This window comes from Snodgrassella sp. W8124, from assembly GCF_016100875.1.
Lineage (GTDB): Bacteria > Pseudomonadota > Gammaproteobacteria > Burkholderiales > Neisseriaceae > Snodgrassella > Snodgrassella alvi.
In genome coordinates, this window is the sequence record NZ_JACFRP010000004.1 from 20,615 (window position 1) to 35,877 (window position 15,263).

The 15,263-nt window shown below is 40.1% G+C and carries 14 protein-coding genes, 1 tRNA gene and 1 pseudogene; 9 read left to right on the forward strand and 7 right to left on the reverse strand.

The genetic code is table 11. The features are described from left to right. Positions 1 to 20 precede the first annotated feature (20 nt). On the forward strand, positions 21 to 1,391 hold the full coding sequence (purB, locus tag H3U73_RS09935; RefSeq protein ID WP_198190493.1) for an adenylosuccinate lyase: 1,371 nt from the start codon (positions 21 to 23) through the stop codon (positions 1,389 to 1,391). Between the two features lie 631 nt (positions 1,392 to 2,022). Here the strand turns inward: purB and H3U73_RS09940 are convergent. The 6 genes and pseudogenes from H3U73_RS09940 to H3U73_RS09960 form a co-directional block, all read right to left on the reverse strand. Further along, positions 2,023 to 2,325 (reverse strand): VOC family protein, encoded by a 303-nt coding sequence (locus H3U73_RS09940; protein WP_232336266.1) that lies wholly within the window; start codon positions 2,323 to 2,325, stop codon positions 2,023 to 2,025. A gap of 457 nt (positions 2,326 to 2,782) precedes the next feature. After that, on the reverse strand, positions 2,783 to 4,072 hold the full coding sequence (hisD, locus tag H3U73_RS09945) for a histidinol dehydrogenase (protein ID WP_198190494.1): 1,290 nt from the start codon (positions 4,070 to 4,072) through the stop codon (positions 2,783 to 2,785). 48 nt (positions 4,073 to 4,120) lie between these two features. Continuing rightward, positions 4,121 to 4,903, reverse strand: coding sequence for a hypothetical protein (locus tag H3U73_RS10850; RefSeq protein ID WP_306176456.1), 783 nt, complete (start codon positions 4,901 to 4,903; stop codon positions 4,121 to 4,123). 6 nt (positions 4,904 to 4,909) lie between these two features. After that, a pseudogene (locus H3U73_RS10855) lies at positions 4,910 to 5,608 on the reverse strand (NYN domain-containing protein); the annotation flags it as partial. A gap of 26 nt (positions 5,609 to 5,634) precedes the next feature. Continuing rightward, positions 5,635 to 6,288 (reverse strand): ATP phosphoribosyltransferase, encoded by a 654-nt coding sequence (gene hisG / locus H3U73_RS09955; RefSeq protein WP_025329689.1) that lies wholly within the window; start codon positions 6,286 to 6,288, stop codon positions 5,635 to 5,637. A 109-nt stretch (positions 6,289 to 6,397) separates the two neighbouring features. Continuing rightward, complete coding sequence (locus tag H3U73_RS09960) at positions 6,398 to 7,048, reverse strand: SCO family protein (protein ID WP_078474550.1); 651 nt, start codon at positions 7,046 to 7,048, stop codon at positions 6,398 to 6,400. A gap of 201 nt (positions 7,049 to 7,249) precedes the next feature. Here H3U73_RS09960 and H3U73_RS09965 point away from each other — a divergent pair. The 3 genes from H3U73_RS09965 (at position 7,250) to nfsB (ending at position 9,504) form a co-directional block, all read left to right on the forward strand. Next, positions 7,250 to 7,334, forward strand: a tRNA-Leu gene (locus H3U73_RS09965). Positions 7,335 to 7,613: 279 nt separating this feature from the next. Further along, positions 7,614 to 8,540, forward strand: a complete 927-nt coding sequence (locus H3U73_RS09970; protein ID WP_084550565.1) for a nuclease-related domain-containing protein — start codon at positions 7,614 to 7,616, stop codon at positions 8,538 to 8,540. 319 nt (positions 8,541 to 8,859) lie between these two features. Next, entirely contained in the window at positions 8,860 to 9,504 is a 645-nt protein-coding gene (nfsB, locus tag H3U73_RS09975) for an oxygen-insensitive NAD(P)H nitroreductase (protein WP_025329692.1), read from the forward strand. An 846-nt stretch (positions 9,505 to 10,350) separates the two neighbouring features. Here nfsB and H3U73_RS09980 read toward each other — a convergent pair. After that, the gene (locus tag H3U73_RS09980) at positions 10,351 to 10,980 is read right to left on the reverse strand and encodes a 5-formyltetrahydrofolate cyclo-ligase (RefSeq protein WP_084550562.1); all 630 of its coding nucleotides are present in this window, start codon (positions 10,978 to 10,980) and stop codon (positions 10,351 to 10,353) included. 193 nt (positions 10,981 to 11,173) lie between these two features. On the opposite strand from H3U73_RS09980, the gene rpsB reads away from it, so the two are divergent. From rpsB to H3U73_RS10005, 5 genes are all read left to right on the forward strand, one after another. Then, positions 11,174 to 11,923, forward strand: coding sequence for a 30S ribosomal protein S2 (gene rpsB / locus H3U73_RS09985; protein WP_084550559.1), 750 nt, complete (start codon positions 11,174 to 11,176; stop codon positions 11,921 to 11,923). A 113-nt stretch (positions 11,924 to 12,036) separates the two neighbouring features. After that, on the forward strand, positions 12,037 to 12,909 hold the full coding sequence (gene tsf, locus H3U73_RS09990) for a translation elongation factor Ts (protein WP_078474547.1): 873 nt from the start codon (positions 12,037 to 12,039) through the stop codon (positions 12,907 to 12,909). Between the two features lie 166 nt (positions 12,910 to 13,075). Beyond that, on the forward strand, positions 13,076 to 13,795 hold the full coding sequence (gene pyrH / locus H3U73_RS09995) for a UMP kinase (RefSeq protein WP_025329696.1): 720 nt from the start codon (positions 13,076 to 13,078) through the stop codon (positions 13,793 to 13,795). Positions 13,796 to 13,922: 127 nt separating this feature from the next. Beyond that, a complete protein-coding gene (gene frr, locus H3U73_RS10000; RefSeq protein ID WP_025329697.1) occupies positions 13,923 to 14,480 on the forward strand; it encodes a ribosome recycling factor in 558 nt (185 codons plus the stop codon). Between the two features lie 31 nt (positions 14,481 to 14,511). After that, positions 14,512 to 15,258 (forward strand): isoprenyl transferase, encoded by a 747-nt coding sequence (locus H3U73_RS10005; protein ID WP_084550617.1) that lies wholly within the window; start codon positions 14,512 to 14,514, stop codon positions 15,256 to 15,258. The last annotated feature ends 5 nt before the right edge of the window (positions 15,259 to 15,263 follow it).

Genomic DNA, 15,263 nt, shown 5'->3' on the forward strand with positions numbered 1-15,263 from the left:
ACTCTGGAAGTAGAAGAAACATGATAAATCCGTTATATGCGCTGTCTCCGCTGGATGGGCGCTATGCATCGTCTGTGGCTGATTTGCGCCCGATTTTTTCTGAATATGGTCTGATGCATGCTCGCGTACAGGTTGAGCTTGGCTGGCTGAAAGCACTGGCAGCCGAAGCTGGAATTAGTGAAGTTCAGCCATTCAGTCCGGCCACCATTGCAGAAATTGATCGTGTTATTGCTGAATTTTCAATAGCAGATGCCGAAGCAGTTAAAGCTATAGAAGCCACAACCAATCATGATGTGAAAGCTATTGAATACTGGCTGAAACAGCGTTTTGCCTATGTACCTGAAGTTATGGCAGTCAGTGAATTCATTCATTTTTCCTGTACCAGTGAGGATATCAATAATCTTTCACATGCTCTGATGCTGAAACAGGCACGTGATGAAGTACTGCTGCCTAAGCTTAATGAACTAATAACTGTATTGCGCAATCTGGCGCATACTCATGCTGCTTTGCCTATGATGTGCCGCACCCATGGGCAGCCGGCTACTCCCAGTACACTGGGTAAAGAAATCGCCAATGTCGTGGCTCGTCTGCAAAGACAAATGGAATCAGTCCGGCAACAGCAGTTTCTGGGCAAAATCAATGGTGCTGTAGGTAATTACAACGCGCATCTGGTTGCCTATCCCGATATAGACTGGGAAGGACATTGCCGCCGTTTTGTCGAATATAATCTGGGGCTGACCTTTAACCCCTATACTATTCAGATTGAACCACATGATTATATGGCAGAATTTTTCCAGACGATTAGCCGTATAAATACCATTTTGATCGATTTTAACCGTGATATCTGGGGTTATATCTCTATTGGTTATTTCCGGCAGAAAGTTAAAGCAGGAGAAGTTGGTTCTTCTACTATGCCACACAAAGTCAATCCGATTGATTTTGAAAATTCAGAAGGTAATCTGGGTATGGCCAATGCTGTGCTGGGATTCCTTGCTGAAAAACTGCCGGTATCCCGCTGGCAGCGAGATTTAACTGATAGTACTGTATTGCGTAATATGGGGACAGGCTTCGGTTACACTATATTGGGACTGACAGCGCATTTGCGTGGTCTGAATAAGCTGGAAATCAATCCTGCTGCGTTTGCCGCAGATCTGGATGCAACATGGGAGCTGCTGGCTGAGCCGATTCAGACAGTAATGCGTCGCTACGGGATAGCCAACCCGTATGAGCAGCTTAAAGAACTTACCCGTGGTAAGCATGGAATTACCCCTGAAAGTTTGCAGACATTTATAAATCAGCTGGCTATTCCAGACACGGCAAAAGCACAGTTACTGGCACTTACTCCTGCATTATATGTAGGCAAGGCTCAGGAGCTGGCAGAACGAATCTGAATATAATGATTAACAGGGGAAAGCAGCGAAATTCTTTCCCCTTATCTTAAAGTAATTCAATAAACTGACTTTTAAATATTATTGTAAAAGTGCAAGATATATTATGGCATAGCTCAAAAAATATAATCACAGACAGCTTAGCCCGCTCAGTCAGATTAATGCAAATGACTTTTAACGAATAGAATTATAATTAGTCAATACTATAATAAAATTCAAAAATATATTTGATTTAAAATAATAAAAATAATTTGTTAGCTATTACTATTATTAAAAATGTAACTTAAACAAGTTAAGCTCAAGCTGTCAGTCACATTATTAGTTATGTCTTTAAATTATACTGGTAAATATTATTCGGACAACTTTGTTATTGCAAAAATAATTCCTTAGCAAACATTTGATTAATGATATTCAAAGAAGAGAAATTTGAATTTAATTAAACCTTCATACCATAGACATTAGTTTATTTTTATTTCATTTAGCAATTAATTGCAATTTAATAAACTACATTCGAAATGAACAACCTACCGGCAAAATAAATTAAAATAACTAAATTATTTTATCCTGACACTCAATAAGTATTTCATTATTTGGTTTGTATATTTTTTATTCGCATTAAATTATCCGGGTAAATTTATTGATTTGAATAATTCGATAATTCAATCAGATTATTATCCGGATCACGAATATAAATCGAAGTAATTTTTCCACAAGCTCCGATACGAGAAGTTGGCTCTAGTTCTAATGGAATATTATGCTGATGTAAAACAGCCATTACTTCATCCAAAGTCTGCTCTACAATAAAGCACAAGTCAGCAGAACCGGGAGTAGGGTGTTTCGCTTTAGGTTCAAATTCATGTCCTTGCTGATGTAAATTAATCTTCATCTGACCAAAATGCAAAGCAGTACGATTATCTGCAAATGTACTTACTTGCATGCCAAGTACATAAGCATAAAATCGCAGGAGGTCTGAATATCTTTAACAGTTAATACCAGATGATCCAGTCTTTTAATCTGCATTATTAACTCCTTACTATAAAATTAGAATAGTAATGTATTCAAAATTCAGTATAAGCCCAGCTTACCAGAGTGTGTCAATAGAGAAAAATTACGCTTACAAATAATTGTTTAAATTGACGTTTAGTATTTTAGTCTGAAAACATTCAGCATATAAAAATACAAAATATTTTAGGTTTTTTATTAGCAAATTGTTTATTTTTATGATATTTGATCTAAATTATTATCGTATTATTAGAGTTCGTATTTTCAATTATCCGGGTTCAGATTAAACACAGATTCCAGAAATAGATTAAAATCTGCATGAAGTAGTTAGTCACACAGCATAAATAAAAATGCCAATGCTATTGAAGCATTGGCACGTGTGAATAAAATCTTTATTCCATACGCAGTTCAGCAGACCTTGCGTGTGCAGTCAGGCCTTCACCATGTGCCAGAATGCTGGCAATTTGTCCTAACTGTCGGGCACCCTCAGCAGAAACCTGAATCAGACTGCTGCGCTTTTGAAAATCGTATACACCCAGCGGGGAAGCAAACCGAGCAGTACGGCTGGTTGGTAATACGTGATTAGGGCCGGCACAATAATCTCCCAGACTCTCACTGGTATATTGCCCCATAAAAATAGCACCGGCATGCCGGATTTTCGGTGCCCATTTTTGCGGGTCAGCTACAGAAAGCTCCAGATGCTCAGGGGCCAGATAATTGGCAATATCACATGCTTCATCCAGATTCTGAGCCTGAATAATGGCTCCGCGATTAGTCAGTGAAGCTTCAATGATATCCTTGCGTGGCATCTGTGCCAGTAACTCCTTCATCTGAGCTTCTACTTCCTGAGCATAATCTGCATTGGTTGTAATCAGTATAGCCTGTGCAATTTCATCATGCTCTGCCTGACTGAATAGATCCATAGCCACCCATTTGGCCGGAGTAGTACCATCAGCAATCACCAGAATCTCACTGGGGCCGGCAACCATATCAATACCAACAACACCAAATACCCGCCTTTTGGCTGCAGCAACATAAGCATTGCCGGGTCCGGTAATTTTATCAACCTGAGCAATACTTTGTGTTCCATAAGCTAAAGCTGCTATGGCCTGAGCGCCACCTATAGTAAAGACTTGAGTTACTCCGGCTACATAAGCTGCTGCCAGAACAATATCATTTCTCTCTCCATATGGCATCGGCACAACCATCACAATTTCAGCGACACCGGCTACATGTGCCGGCATAGCATTCATCATCACTGAGCTTGGATAAGCCGCTTTACCGCCAGGTACATAAATACCTACTCTGTCCAGAGCAGTAATTTGCTGCCCCAGTAAAGTACCATTTTCATCTTCATATTGCCATGATTGCTGTTTCTGGTGCTGATGATAGTTTTCAATCCGTTTAGCAGCAGTTTGTAAAGCTGTCTGCACATCTGCCGGCAGACGGGCAAATGCTGCAGCCAGATCTGTCTGACTTAATGTCAGATCAGCCATAGACTGAGCCTGTGTGTGATCAAAACGATTAGTATATTCAATTACAGCTGCATCACCGCGTTGCTGCACATCTGTACAAATAGCGGCTACAGCTACATCCACTTGCGGATCCTGTGCAGTTTCGAATGCCTGTAATGCAGTTAGCTGGGCTTTAAAATCAGCATCCAGCGTGGAAATATATTTCATGCCTATGTATATCGGGCAGCCTGAGCTGCCCGATCCTGATATCATTAATTAAAAATTGTTGCCGAAATTATCGTCATCTTCATCGATAACCGGTGTTTTTGATTTAGCGGCCAGTTCATGAGCCGGAATAGTATTACCATCTACTTCAATATCATAAGGTTTTACTACCCGTACCCGTAAGCCACGGCCGGCCTTACGGCTGTCTACCCACTCACTGCTAATTGCCGAGATAGCATTATTGGCATTGTCAAAACCATAGTCTTTAGCATTAAAGCCGCCATCGCTGGTTACCAGCTCGCGAGCAACTGAGCTCACTGTCGCCCAGCCTTCAATATCACAGGTTCTTTCAATGGCCTTTTGTACCATCGGCACCAAACGGTTCCAGTGGTGCTGGCTGGATGTTTCACCAGAAGAACGACCGGATTTGGATGAGCGGTTATTGAAACCGGATTTTGCCGGACGACCACGACCACGGCTACTTTCCGCAGGAGTTACCGTCGTTTCGAATACTGTTTTGCGAGGACGGCCACGGCCGCGTTTAGTCTGATCTTCCCGACCCTTTTCATAACTGGTGAATTCCGGAGCTCTGGTTTCAATCTGTACCAGCACCGGTTCTTTAGCCTTGCTTTTTTCTTCCGGCTCTATGGTTACACTTACTTTTTCTGCCGGCATGGCTGTGCTGACTGCCGGAATGGTAATAACCAGGGGCGCATCATTATTCTGCTGGAAAGCTGTCGGCTCACTAACCGATGTGTAAGGTTTGCTTTCTGTTTTAGGCGCAAGGCTACTATTGCGTTTTTTCAGACGCAGCCATAAATGATTGCCGTGCATCTGAGTTTCAAAAATATCGATGGCACTGATCAGATAAGAGAGTTTGGTATAACCATAATTACGTGCATCGAAATCGGAATTAACCTTGTTGATATACTGACCGATAACACCCAGTGATGTCCAGCCATCATCATCTGCATGCTCCTTCACTGCATTGCGGAACAGATTCATCAGTGCAGTATCCTGTTTCAGCTCAGCCGGAGTTTTGCGCTTATTGCGGAAAATCGGTGTCTGGGCTTTATCTTCACCGATATCTACTGTGGTATGGCTAAGTAAATTCTCAGTATAAATAAATTTATCACATGCTTTACGGAAAGATTCGGGCGTTTTTTTCTGCCCGAAACCATAAACAGTCAGACCATTTTCACGAATACGGGAAGCCAGACGGGTAAAATCACTATCACTGGATACAATACAGAAGCCGTCAAAAGTATTACTGTATAATAAATCCATGGCATCAATTACCATAGCCATATCAGTGGCATTTTTTCCCTTAGTATAGGCAAATTGCTGTACAGGGGTAATAGCGTGTGGTAACAGTGCATCTTTCCATTTGGACAGGCCGCTGCTCCAGTCGCCATAAATGCGTTTAACGCTGGCAATACCGTATTTGGCAATCTCTTCCAGTAAAGATTCAACAATACTGGCTGAAGCATTATCAGCATCAATAAGTACTGCCAGTTTGGCCGAATTTTCCGTAGTCATTTATAGAATTCCTGTTAATAAAAAATTTAAATTTCGTGATTTCGTGCACTAGTAAATACATTAATAATTGGTTGTATAGCTGCATATTTCAGCTTTAAGGCCGCCTTATTTACGACCAGCCGGCTGGAAATATCTACAACATGCTCTACAGCCTCTAGGTTATTTGCCTTTAACGTATTACCTGTCGAAACCAAATCAACAATTGCATCAGCCAACCCTACCAGAGGTGCCAGCTCCATTGAACCATATAATTTAATTAAATCAATGTGTACGCCTTTGCCGGCAAAATGTTCAGCCGCAATATTAGGGTATTTACTGGCTACGCGTAAACGGCAGCCGGGTTGTGAAGCTGCTGCGTAGTCAAACCCTTTGCGTACGGCTACCATCATTCTGCAACGGGCAATATTCAAGTCCAAAGGTTGATATAATCCGTCGCCATCATGTTCAATTAAAACATCTTTTCCAGCGATTCCAAAATCAGCTGCTCCGTATTGCACATATGTAGGCACATCTGTTGCCCGAACAATGATTAAACGGATATTGTCATGATTAGTATTAATAATCAGTTTACGTGACTCTTCCGGGTCTTCAATAGCATTAATTCCTGCCGCAGCGAGTAATGGCAGGGTTTCTTCATAAATTCGACCTTTAGATAACGCTATGGTTAATTGTACAGTCATTTTTTTGTCAGTGTTGAATAATATACATAAAAGCAAACTTATTAAACAATAAATTATTTTTGCAGAAAAATAAGTTTGCAGAAATTATAAAAATAATAATTAAATAATTTTAATCCAGTAATTGTTTTATGTCATGAGCCAATTGTGCCGCTGTCTGGCTGTGTGGTTCATAAACTACGGTACGGCCTTGTTTATCAATTAAATATGTTCCTGTGCTGTGATCCATTAAATATTCACCGGAACTACTGCCTGCTACTTTATGTACAGCAATTTTATACTGATTAATAACGTTATTAAGCTCTTGCTGATGTTGTTTATTTACAGTTAAACCAATAAAGTCAGGATTAAATGCTGGAGCATAAGCTTCCATAACCTGTGGTGTATCACGCAGCGGATCAACCGTAATAAACAATACCTGTACCTGTTTTCCCTGCTCACCTAGCTGATTTATTGCATCTGCGTAAGCAAGCAGATTAGTCGGGCAAACATCCGGACAATGGGTATAACCGAACACTAATACTACTATTTTACCCTGAAAATCACGCAGATGTACTGTTTTACCGTCAGAACCAAGCAAGGAAAAATCTTTACCACCCAAGCCGGCATCGCGTACATCACTGCCTTCAAAATTATACTGATGCAGTGGTTTGGCTGAATCAGCACTTGCTGGCTGAGCATTGTTAACTGCCGACTGAGGCTGGCAGGCACCCAATAAAATCGCGGATGTTAATACAGCCAGAAAATTTTGTATGTTAAGCATAAAGTTAATAATAATACAAAAATGAACTTTAAATAAATATTTAAAATTCAGAAATTTTTTAATTTTAAAATTAATAAGTAAAATATAAAAAAATCCAAAAATAAAATCAATATTTTATTCAGAATCAGTTAAAAAAATTTTTTACCATAAAAAAATTCTTTACAGCCATGGAAAATCCGTTATAATGCGTCTTCTTCGCTAGCCCAGGTGGCGAAATTGGTAGACGCAGGGGACTCAAAATCCCCCGCCGCAAGGTGTGACGGTTCGAGTCCGTCCCTGGGCACCAGATTCTGAAAACCGCTGATAACAGCGGTTTTTTTATTTTCGCAGTTAACAGCCTGTCAGACTAATGATATGCAGAAATTTATCAAACTTGATAGCTAAATCATGAGAAAAACATAATAGCTTATTTGGCATAATCATTATAGCTAGTGAGTCGTATTATTAAATATAATACGACTCTTTTGGTTTCCGGTGGTTTTATCATTTACCGGACAATCATAGAAAACCCCATATCAGACCCAGACAGACATCTATCACTAATTATTGCAATTGAATTCTAAAAATGATTTTTAAGCAGGCTGACAGTAAAGTAAAAGACATAGAAATACTCCACCAGCTATTGCAACGGTCTGATCTAACACAGCAGACGCGTCAGCATATTGAACATCATCTGCGGTTAATCCGTTCGGGAATCAAAGGTGAAGCAGAATCTGCTTATCAGCTGCAGTTTCATTTTGGCAATCATTCCGAATGGGTAATTATTAATGATTTAAGATTAAAGTATCAGGGAAAAGTGGCACAAATCGACCATTTGCTGATTAACCGCTATCTACAAATATTTGTATGTGAAAGTAAAAGAATAACTGGCAGCCTGATTATTAATGAGCAGGGTGAGTTTTCACGTATATATGAAGGTAATGAACAGGGAATGTCTTCTCCTCTTGAACAAAACCGACGTCATATCAGCCTGCTGAATAATTTATTACTTTCAGATAAGATTCAGCTGCCCATCCGTTTTGGCAGAAAATTGCGTCCGTCATTATATAGCCTGATACTCGTCTCTAACGATGCCTGTATCCGGCGTCCCCGAAATCCAGTTTCTGGATTGGACAGCGTAATAAAAAATGAGCAATTGCAAACAAAAGTACAGCAGTTAAGCAAACCCGCGGGTATCTTAAGTTTTATCCGTACAGCACCAATTGCCAGTATACAAAAATTTGCCCGTCAGCTGGTGCAGTTGCATCAACCAGCACGATATGACTGGCCAAGTTATTTTGGTTTGAATAAGTCACCTGATCAATTGATAACTAAATCAGCTCATATAGCTCATCCACAAAATGAAAATTTGAGTTCAGCAACTTATTATTTTTGCTCCATGTGTCATAAAAATATTTCATCAGGCGTAGTTGATTATTGCCGGAATCATAAAAATATATTTGGCGGTAAAATATATTGTTATCAGTGTCAGCAAAAAATTAAACAACAATGAATAGTGATGATTTCAGTATGTTATTGAGAAGTTAGATACACTAAATATACTGGTTTAAAAGTAATGTATACCATGAACATTATTATTTTACTGAACAATTTTTTACATAAAATACTATTGGTAAAATTTTTCAGAAGTACCATATTCAAATATATATTAATGTAAGCTAATTGATTTATATAGCCGGTATATTATATATAGTGGTTATATATATTTTATGAGTATCCTTACCTATTTAATCAATATGATTATTATTTTTGAATTAAAATAATCAATTGAATTATTTAATAATTATTGAGAAACAACAGGAATCCAGACAATGAATATTACTGATATATCCAAACAGCGTTATACGACCAAACATTATGATAAAACAAAAAAAATTCCGGCAGAGCAATTGGCGCAACTATTTGAAGTTATCAGAAACAGCCCTTCATCAGTAAATTCACAGCCTTGGCATTTTTTTGTAGTGGATAATGACGATGCTCGTGCCAAAATCATGCCGGCAATTGTAGAAATGAATCATCCGCGGGTAGCTGATTCATCACATACCTTAATATTCTGTGCTAAAACCCCCCTGGATGAGCAGCATTTACAGAATGTACTGGCTCAGGAAGAAAAGGATGGTCGTTTCGAAGAAGGTGAAATCAAGGAAATGATGGATAAAGGTCGCCATTTTTATGTTAATAAAAATAGCGCGACACCACATAGCCAGCTTGAGTGGGAAAGCAGACAGTTATATATTGTATTGGGGCAGTTATTATTTGCAGCAGCTGCTATTGGTATCGATTCAACAGCAATTGAAGGCTTTGATGATCAGAAAATGGATGAAATTCTTGGTCTGCAACAGCAGGGGTTGAAAAGCGTACTGGTAGTCAGTCTTGGCTATCGTGCCGCTAATGACAGTAATGCTACCCGGCCAAAATCACGCCTGCCTGAAGAGCAGATATTTACTCGCTTGTAATTATTAGTTCCAGACTATTACCGATTATCGGGCAAAACAATAAATATACTGATATCCGTATTTTATTGTTTTGCCTTCTAAGAAAATTGTACTTATGTGCTGAATTATATATTTGTCGGTAGCACCTTCGAATATAAGACTTAGCTAACCTTATAATTGATTTGATTTAGTTTAAAATGGGATCTATTCAGAAATAACGAGACAGCTAAATTCCTGATTACTAAATGATAACAACGAAGAGAAAACTTGCTGAATAATATTGTTTAATAACGCTGAAGCTTAAAGAAAATAATCATTTAATTTTTATCTTTTTCTTTTAAATTTCTGCGGAATAATAGTCAAAACTTTCGCTTGAATCTAAATGGTATATTTTGCATCAGCAGATAAAGTGTATTGTATTAACCAAGGTGATACTGATAGTTTACAGTTTCTAATTCTTACTCTGAATTTTGTTGATATTATTAATAATTAATACAGTTATCCTGTCTGGTTTAAGCATAATAAAATCATCTTTAAAATAAAAAATCATAGAATAAATTATCTTGAAAAATAAAATTTAATAAGACTGGTTTATATTCAGATAAATAACCGTTTATTCCAGCTAAACCGTATTTTCTATTCTTTCGAGCCAAAATTTTTTATCTTTAGATAGTTCAATTAGCATATCATCAGGAAATCATAAGCCAAGCTCTAATAAATATATCCCGCAATATCTTCATTTAAAAATATTACCTTTGCATAATATTTTATTTTACAATCTATTTAAGATTTTTGAAATTAAATTTATCGCCTTATTTATATTTTTAAAAGTATCTTAAATACTAAAACCATTTTCTGTATAAATATTCAGGCAGATAATTTATTTATACCCAGCTTAAAGTGCACAACACCTTGTTCACAGACAAAATAAGGTATTTTGATATCATGCTTTTCAGTTTGAATTTCTTGTAACCGCTGGCAGGCAAAACCAGCCCCTATTAATTTCGGTTGCCAGGATTGTAATGCTGAAAGTGTGGCATCGTAATAACCCCCGCCCTGTCCCAGACGATTACCTTTTTGATCAATTCCCAGCAACGGCACAATCAGAGTATGTAAATAGCGAGCCCGAATCCGCTGACCATGAAATTGAGGAATTAAACCGCGCTTTTGTTTTAAACCGTACTGAGCCATAAAACGGGCTGTAGCTTGCTTACGAGAAAGGATAGGGCAGGGAGTAAACCATAATTGTCGTTGTCTGGCTGCAATATAAGGCAAATAAACTGTTGCTCCGCGTTTCTGAGCAGTAATAATAAATGACCACAGTGATAATTCACTGCCTACTGCCCAGTATACGGCTATCCGTTTATCACGCCGGATCAGAGGATAGAGTAGGCGGTTAATTCGGGTAGTAGCATGCTGACGTATATCATCCTTTAACTGCTGACGCTGCCGGCGCAAATAACCACGCTGTTGTCTTTTATCTGTATGTATCTGCATAATTTAGCCTGTTAATACTCAGGCAGGATACCGTAAAGCCGCATACTTGCCGTAACTGCTTTTTTTCTGTATCATCTGAGTGTTTTACCTCGGTAAAAATAAACAACGCTCGCACTGTACGCGAAAGGGTGCTCTGTTACAGAGTTCTATGCGTGGCAGTGTCAGGCTTTAACCCTTTTAAGGATAGATTATTATGTCACAAATTACTATGCGCCAGATGCTGGAAGCAGGCGTACACTTTGGTCATCAGACACGTTACTGGAATCCGAAAATGGCTGAGTACATTTTTGGTGCGCGTAACAAAATCCATATCATCAATCTGGAAAAAACCCTGCCGATGTTTATAGAGGCTCAGGATGTAGTGCGTCGTCTGGCTGCCAATAAAGGAACTGTACTGTTCGTAGGTACTAAACGTCAGGCACGTGATATCGTTAAGGAAGAAGCTACCCGCGCCGGAGCTCCTTACGTTGATCATCGCTGGTTGGGCGGTATGCTGACTAACTACAAAACCGTAAAACAGTCTATTAAACGTCTGGAAGAAAAAACTGTTGCGCTGGAAAATGCTACTGAAGCCGGTTACGGTAAAAAAGAAGTATTGGAAATGCAGCGTGAAGTTGCTAAGCTGGAACGTTCTTTGGGCGGTATTAAAGATATGAAAGGCCTGCCTGATGCGATTTTCGTTATCGATACCGGTTATCAGAAAGGTACTTTGGTAGAGGCAGCTAAACTGGGTATTCCGGTTATCGCTGTGGTTGATACCAATAACAGCCCTGATGATGTTAAATATGTAATTCCGGGTAATGATGACTCAGCTAAGGCAATTCGTTTGTACTGCCGTGGTATTGCTGATGCCATTCTGGAAGGTAAAGCTCAGTCTTTACAGGAAGTGGTTCAGGCTGCTCAGGCTGCAGAAGAGAAACAGGCTGCAACTGCTGCTGAATAATTAGTTATCTCATATCTTTGCAAAAGAAGGGGACGTTAGTGCCCCTTTTTTTAAAACAATTTTTCAGCCTGATATCTGTCTGGCTGAGCATAATTAAGTTTAAGGAGTAAAACATGGCTGCAATTACTGCAAAAATGGTAGGTGATTTGCGTGCTGCTACCGGTTTGGGCATGATGGAATGCAAAAAAGCTTTGGTAGAAGCCGAAGGTAATATGGAAAAAGCCGAAGAAATTCTGCGCATTAAATCCGGTGCCAAAGCTGGTAAGCTGGCTGGCCGTACTGCAGCAGAAGGTGTAGTTGCTGAATACGTGGATGGCAAAGTAGGTGCAGTTGCTGAAATTAACTGTGAAACAGATTTCGTTGCCAAAGATGCCAGCTTTATGGCATTTGCTCAGGCTGTGGCTAAAGCTGTTGCCGTGCACAACCCTGCTACACTGGAAGCATTGGCTGAAGCCAAAACAGATGATGGCGTTACTGTTGAAGAAGCTCGTAAAGCTGTTATTGCTAAGCTGGGTGAAAATATCACTGTACGACGGTTTGAACGAATTGAAACTGATAACAGTTTAGTAACCTATATGCACGGTACCAAAATCGGTGTACTGGTAGAACACAAAGGTGGCGATGCACAAGCTATCCGTCAGGTAGCCATGCACATTGCTGCATCCAAACCACAATGCGTTTCTGCTGCTGAAGTGAACCCGGAAATTGTGGCAAAAGAACGCCACATTTATGAAGAGCAGGCTGCAGCTTCCGGCAAACCGGCAAATATCATTGAAAAAATGGTTGAAGGCCGGGTACAGAAATTCCTGGCTGAAGTAACTCTGCTGGGTCAGCAGTTCGTTATTAATCCTGACCAGACTGTGGAAAAATTCCTGAAAGAACAAAATGCTGAAGTAAGTCGTTTTGTTGCATTCCATGTTGGTGAAGGTATCGAGAAAAAAGAAGTGGATTATGCTGCTGAAGTAGCCGCTGCTTCTAAAGTATAAGGCTGTTTATGCCACGGGCACTCTGGATTCAGGCTCCTGAATCAGGGTGCTTTTTTTTGAGTTATCTGTTTACTCAGGTTGAGATAGCTGAAATAAAAGTACCCATTTTTTAAAATTTATCGATCGCTGTTAAACATCTAATGGCAAACTGACAGAAAGAATGATCATGACCAAACCAGCAAAATACAAACGTGTATTATTGAAATTATCCGGAGAGTCCCTGATGGGGCCGGATGCTTTTGGTATCAATCGCGATACCATTATGCAAATCACTGCACAGGTTAAAGAAGTGGTCGATATGGGTGTAGAAGTGGCTATTGTTATTGGCGGCGGTAACATTTTTCGCGGAATGGCGCAATCAGCCAAAGGCATGGAACGTGCTACCGCCGATTACATGGGCATGATGGCTACGGTGATGAATGCACTGGCTCTGAAAGAAGCATTTGAAAGTCAGCAGGTTAAAGCCAGAGTGCAGTCAGCACTGAGTATGCAGCAGGTAGCAGAAACTTATGCACGCCCGAAAGCGATCCAGTATCTGGAAGAGGGTAAAGTGGTGATTTTTGCAGCAGGAACCGGCAATCCGTTTTTTACTACAGATACCGCAGCAAGTTTACGTGGAGTAGAAATGAATTGTGATATTATGTTAAAGGCAACCAATGTTGATGGGGTTTATACTGCTGATCCTAAAACCAACCCTGAGGCCAAACGTTATCAGCAAATTACTTTTGATGAGGCAATTAGCCAGAATCTGAAAGTAATGGATGCCACGGCATTTGCTTTATGCCGTGAACAGAAACTGAATATTGTGGTATTCGGCATCTTCAAACCGGGAGCACTTAAACGGGTTATCTGGGGTGAAGATGAAGGTACATTAGTCCATGTATAAACATCAGACTGCTTAACTAAACTTGTGGTGACGCGTATAACTGCGTTAGTATGCGCGTTTGCCATTTTCTGACAGCAAAAATTTGAGAAAATTGAAATAAATGCTGTCAGGCCAGACAGGAATATTCATGATTAACGAAATTCAACGCACTGCTGAAACCAAAATGCAGAAATCACTGGATGTATTGCGCGATAATCTGTCTAAAGTTCGTACAGGGCGCGCTCATACCGGTTTACTAGATCAGGTTGAGGTAGAATATTACGGAAGCATGGTATCTGTTAGTCAGGTTGCCAGTGTAACCTTGCTGGATGCTCGCACCATCGGGGTGAAACCCTATGAAAGTAAAATGGCTGCTGTTATCGAAAAGGCTATTCGTAACTCAAATCTTGGCCTGAATCCGGCTGCAATGGGTGATCTGATTCGCGTACCCATGCCAATGCTTACCGAAGAGCGACGCAAAGATCTGATTAAAGTAGTCCGTGGTGAAGCTGAAGATGGTCGGGTAGTCGTGCGTAATATACGACGTGATGCCAATAATGACCTCAAACGTCTGCATAAAGACAAAGAAATTAGTGAAGACGAAGTTCGTCGCGGTGAAGAAGGTATTCAGAAGCTTACTGATAAATACATTGCTGAAATTGATAAGATGCTGGCAACTAAAGAAGCCGATCTGATGGCAATCTGAACTATATAATTGCAGTAAAGGATGTATTTTGATTACTAGTAGTACTCAGAGTGTGCCCGAACATACCGAAATCCCGAGGCATATTGCCGTTATTATGGACGGTAACGGACGTTGGGCTAAAAAACGTCTGATGCCACGGATTATGGGGCATAAAAAAGGGCTGGAAATGCTGGAAGAAATGACAGCAAACTGCGCACGTATGGGTGTGGAGTATCTGACAGTCTTTGCTTTTTCTACTGAAAACTGGCGTCGTCCTATGGACGAAGTTAATTTTCTGATGGGGCTGTTTTTGCAGTCATTGCAAAAACGGGTACAAAAATTGCATAAAAATAATCTGCGTCTGCGTGTCATTGGTGATCGCAGCCGTTTTGCAGCAGAAATCGTACACGGGATTGAAGAAGCAGAAGCATTGACAGCAGCCAATACCGGGCTAACTCTGACTATAGCTGCTGATTATGGTGGTCGCTGGGATATTTTGCAGGCGGTTAATCAGGCTATTCAGGCCGGAGATACCAAACTGACTGAAACCAGCATCCTGCCATATCTGTCACTTGGTTATGCTCCCGAACCGGATTTATTTATCCGTACAGGCGGCGAAACCCGTATCAGTAATTTTCTTCTATGGCAACTGGCTTATACCGAGTTATATTTTACGCCAGTTCTGTGGCCGGATTTTGATGAATCTCAGCTGGCTAATGCTGTACGTTCCTATCAGGAACGGGAGAGACGGTTTGGCAGAACCTCGGAGCAGTTGCCACTTACCCAACAGCGACTCTAAATTTA

Bases quoted from the DNA above. Each gene is read 5' to 3' on its own strand.
- frr (WP_025329697.1), top strand. From the start codon at position 13,923: ATGATTAACGAAATTCAACGCACTGCTGAAACCAAAATGCAGAAATCA.
- H3U73_RS09960 (WP_078474550.1), bottom strand. From the start codon at position 7,048: ATGCTTAACATACAAAATTTTCTGGCTGTATTAACATCCGCGATTTTA.
- H3U73_RS09940 (WP_232336266.1), bottom strand. From the start codon at position 2,325: ATGCAAGTAAGTACATTTGCAGATAATCGTACTGCTTTGCATTTTGGT.
- H3U73_RS09980 (WP_084550562.1), bottom strand. From the start codon at position 10,980: ATGCAGATACATACAGATAAAAGACAACAGCGTGGTTATTTGCGCCGG.
- nfsB (WP_025329692.1), top strand. From the start codon at position 8,860: ATGAATATTACTGATATATCCAAACAGCGTTATACGACCAAACATTAT.
- pyrH (WP_025329696.1), top strand. From the start codon at position 13,076: ATGACCAAACCAGCAAAATACAAACGTGTATTATTGAAATTATCCGGA.
- H3U73_RS10850 (WP_306176456.1), bottom strand. From the start codon at position 4,903: ATGCACGGCAATCATTTATGGCTGCGTCTGAAAAAACGCAATAGTAGC.
- H3U73_RS09970 (WP_084550565.1), top strand. From the start codon at position 7,614: ATGATTTTTAAGCAGGCTGACAGTAAAGTAAAAGACATAGAAATACTC.
- hisD (WP_198190494.1), bottom strand. From the start codon at position 4,072: ATGAAATATATTTCCACGCTGGATGCTGATTTTAAAGCCCAGCTAACT.
- purB (WP_198190493.1), top strand. From the start codon at position 21: ATGATAAATCCGTTATATGCGCTGTCTCCGCTGGATGGGCGCTATGCA.
- hisG (WP_025329689.1), bottom strand. From the start codon at position 6,288: ATGACTGTACAATTAACCATAGCGTTATCTAAAGGTCGAATTTATGAA.
- tsf (WP_078474547.1), top strand. From the start codon at position 12,037: ATGGCTGCAATTACTGCAAAAATGGTAGGTGATTTGCGTGCTGCTACC.
- rpsB (WP_084550559.1), top strand. From the start codon at position 11,174: ATGTCACAAATTACTATGCGCCAGATGCTGGAAGCAGGCGTACACTTT.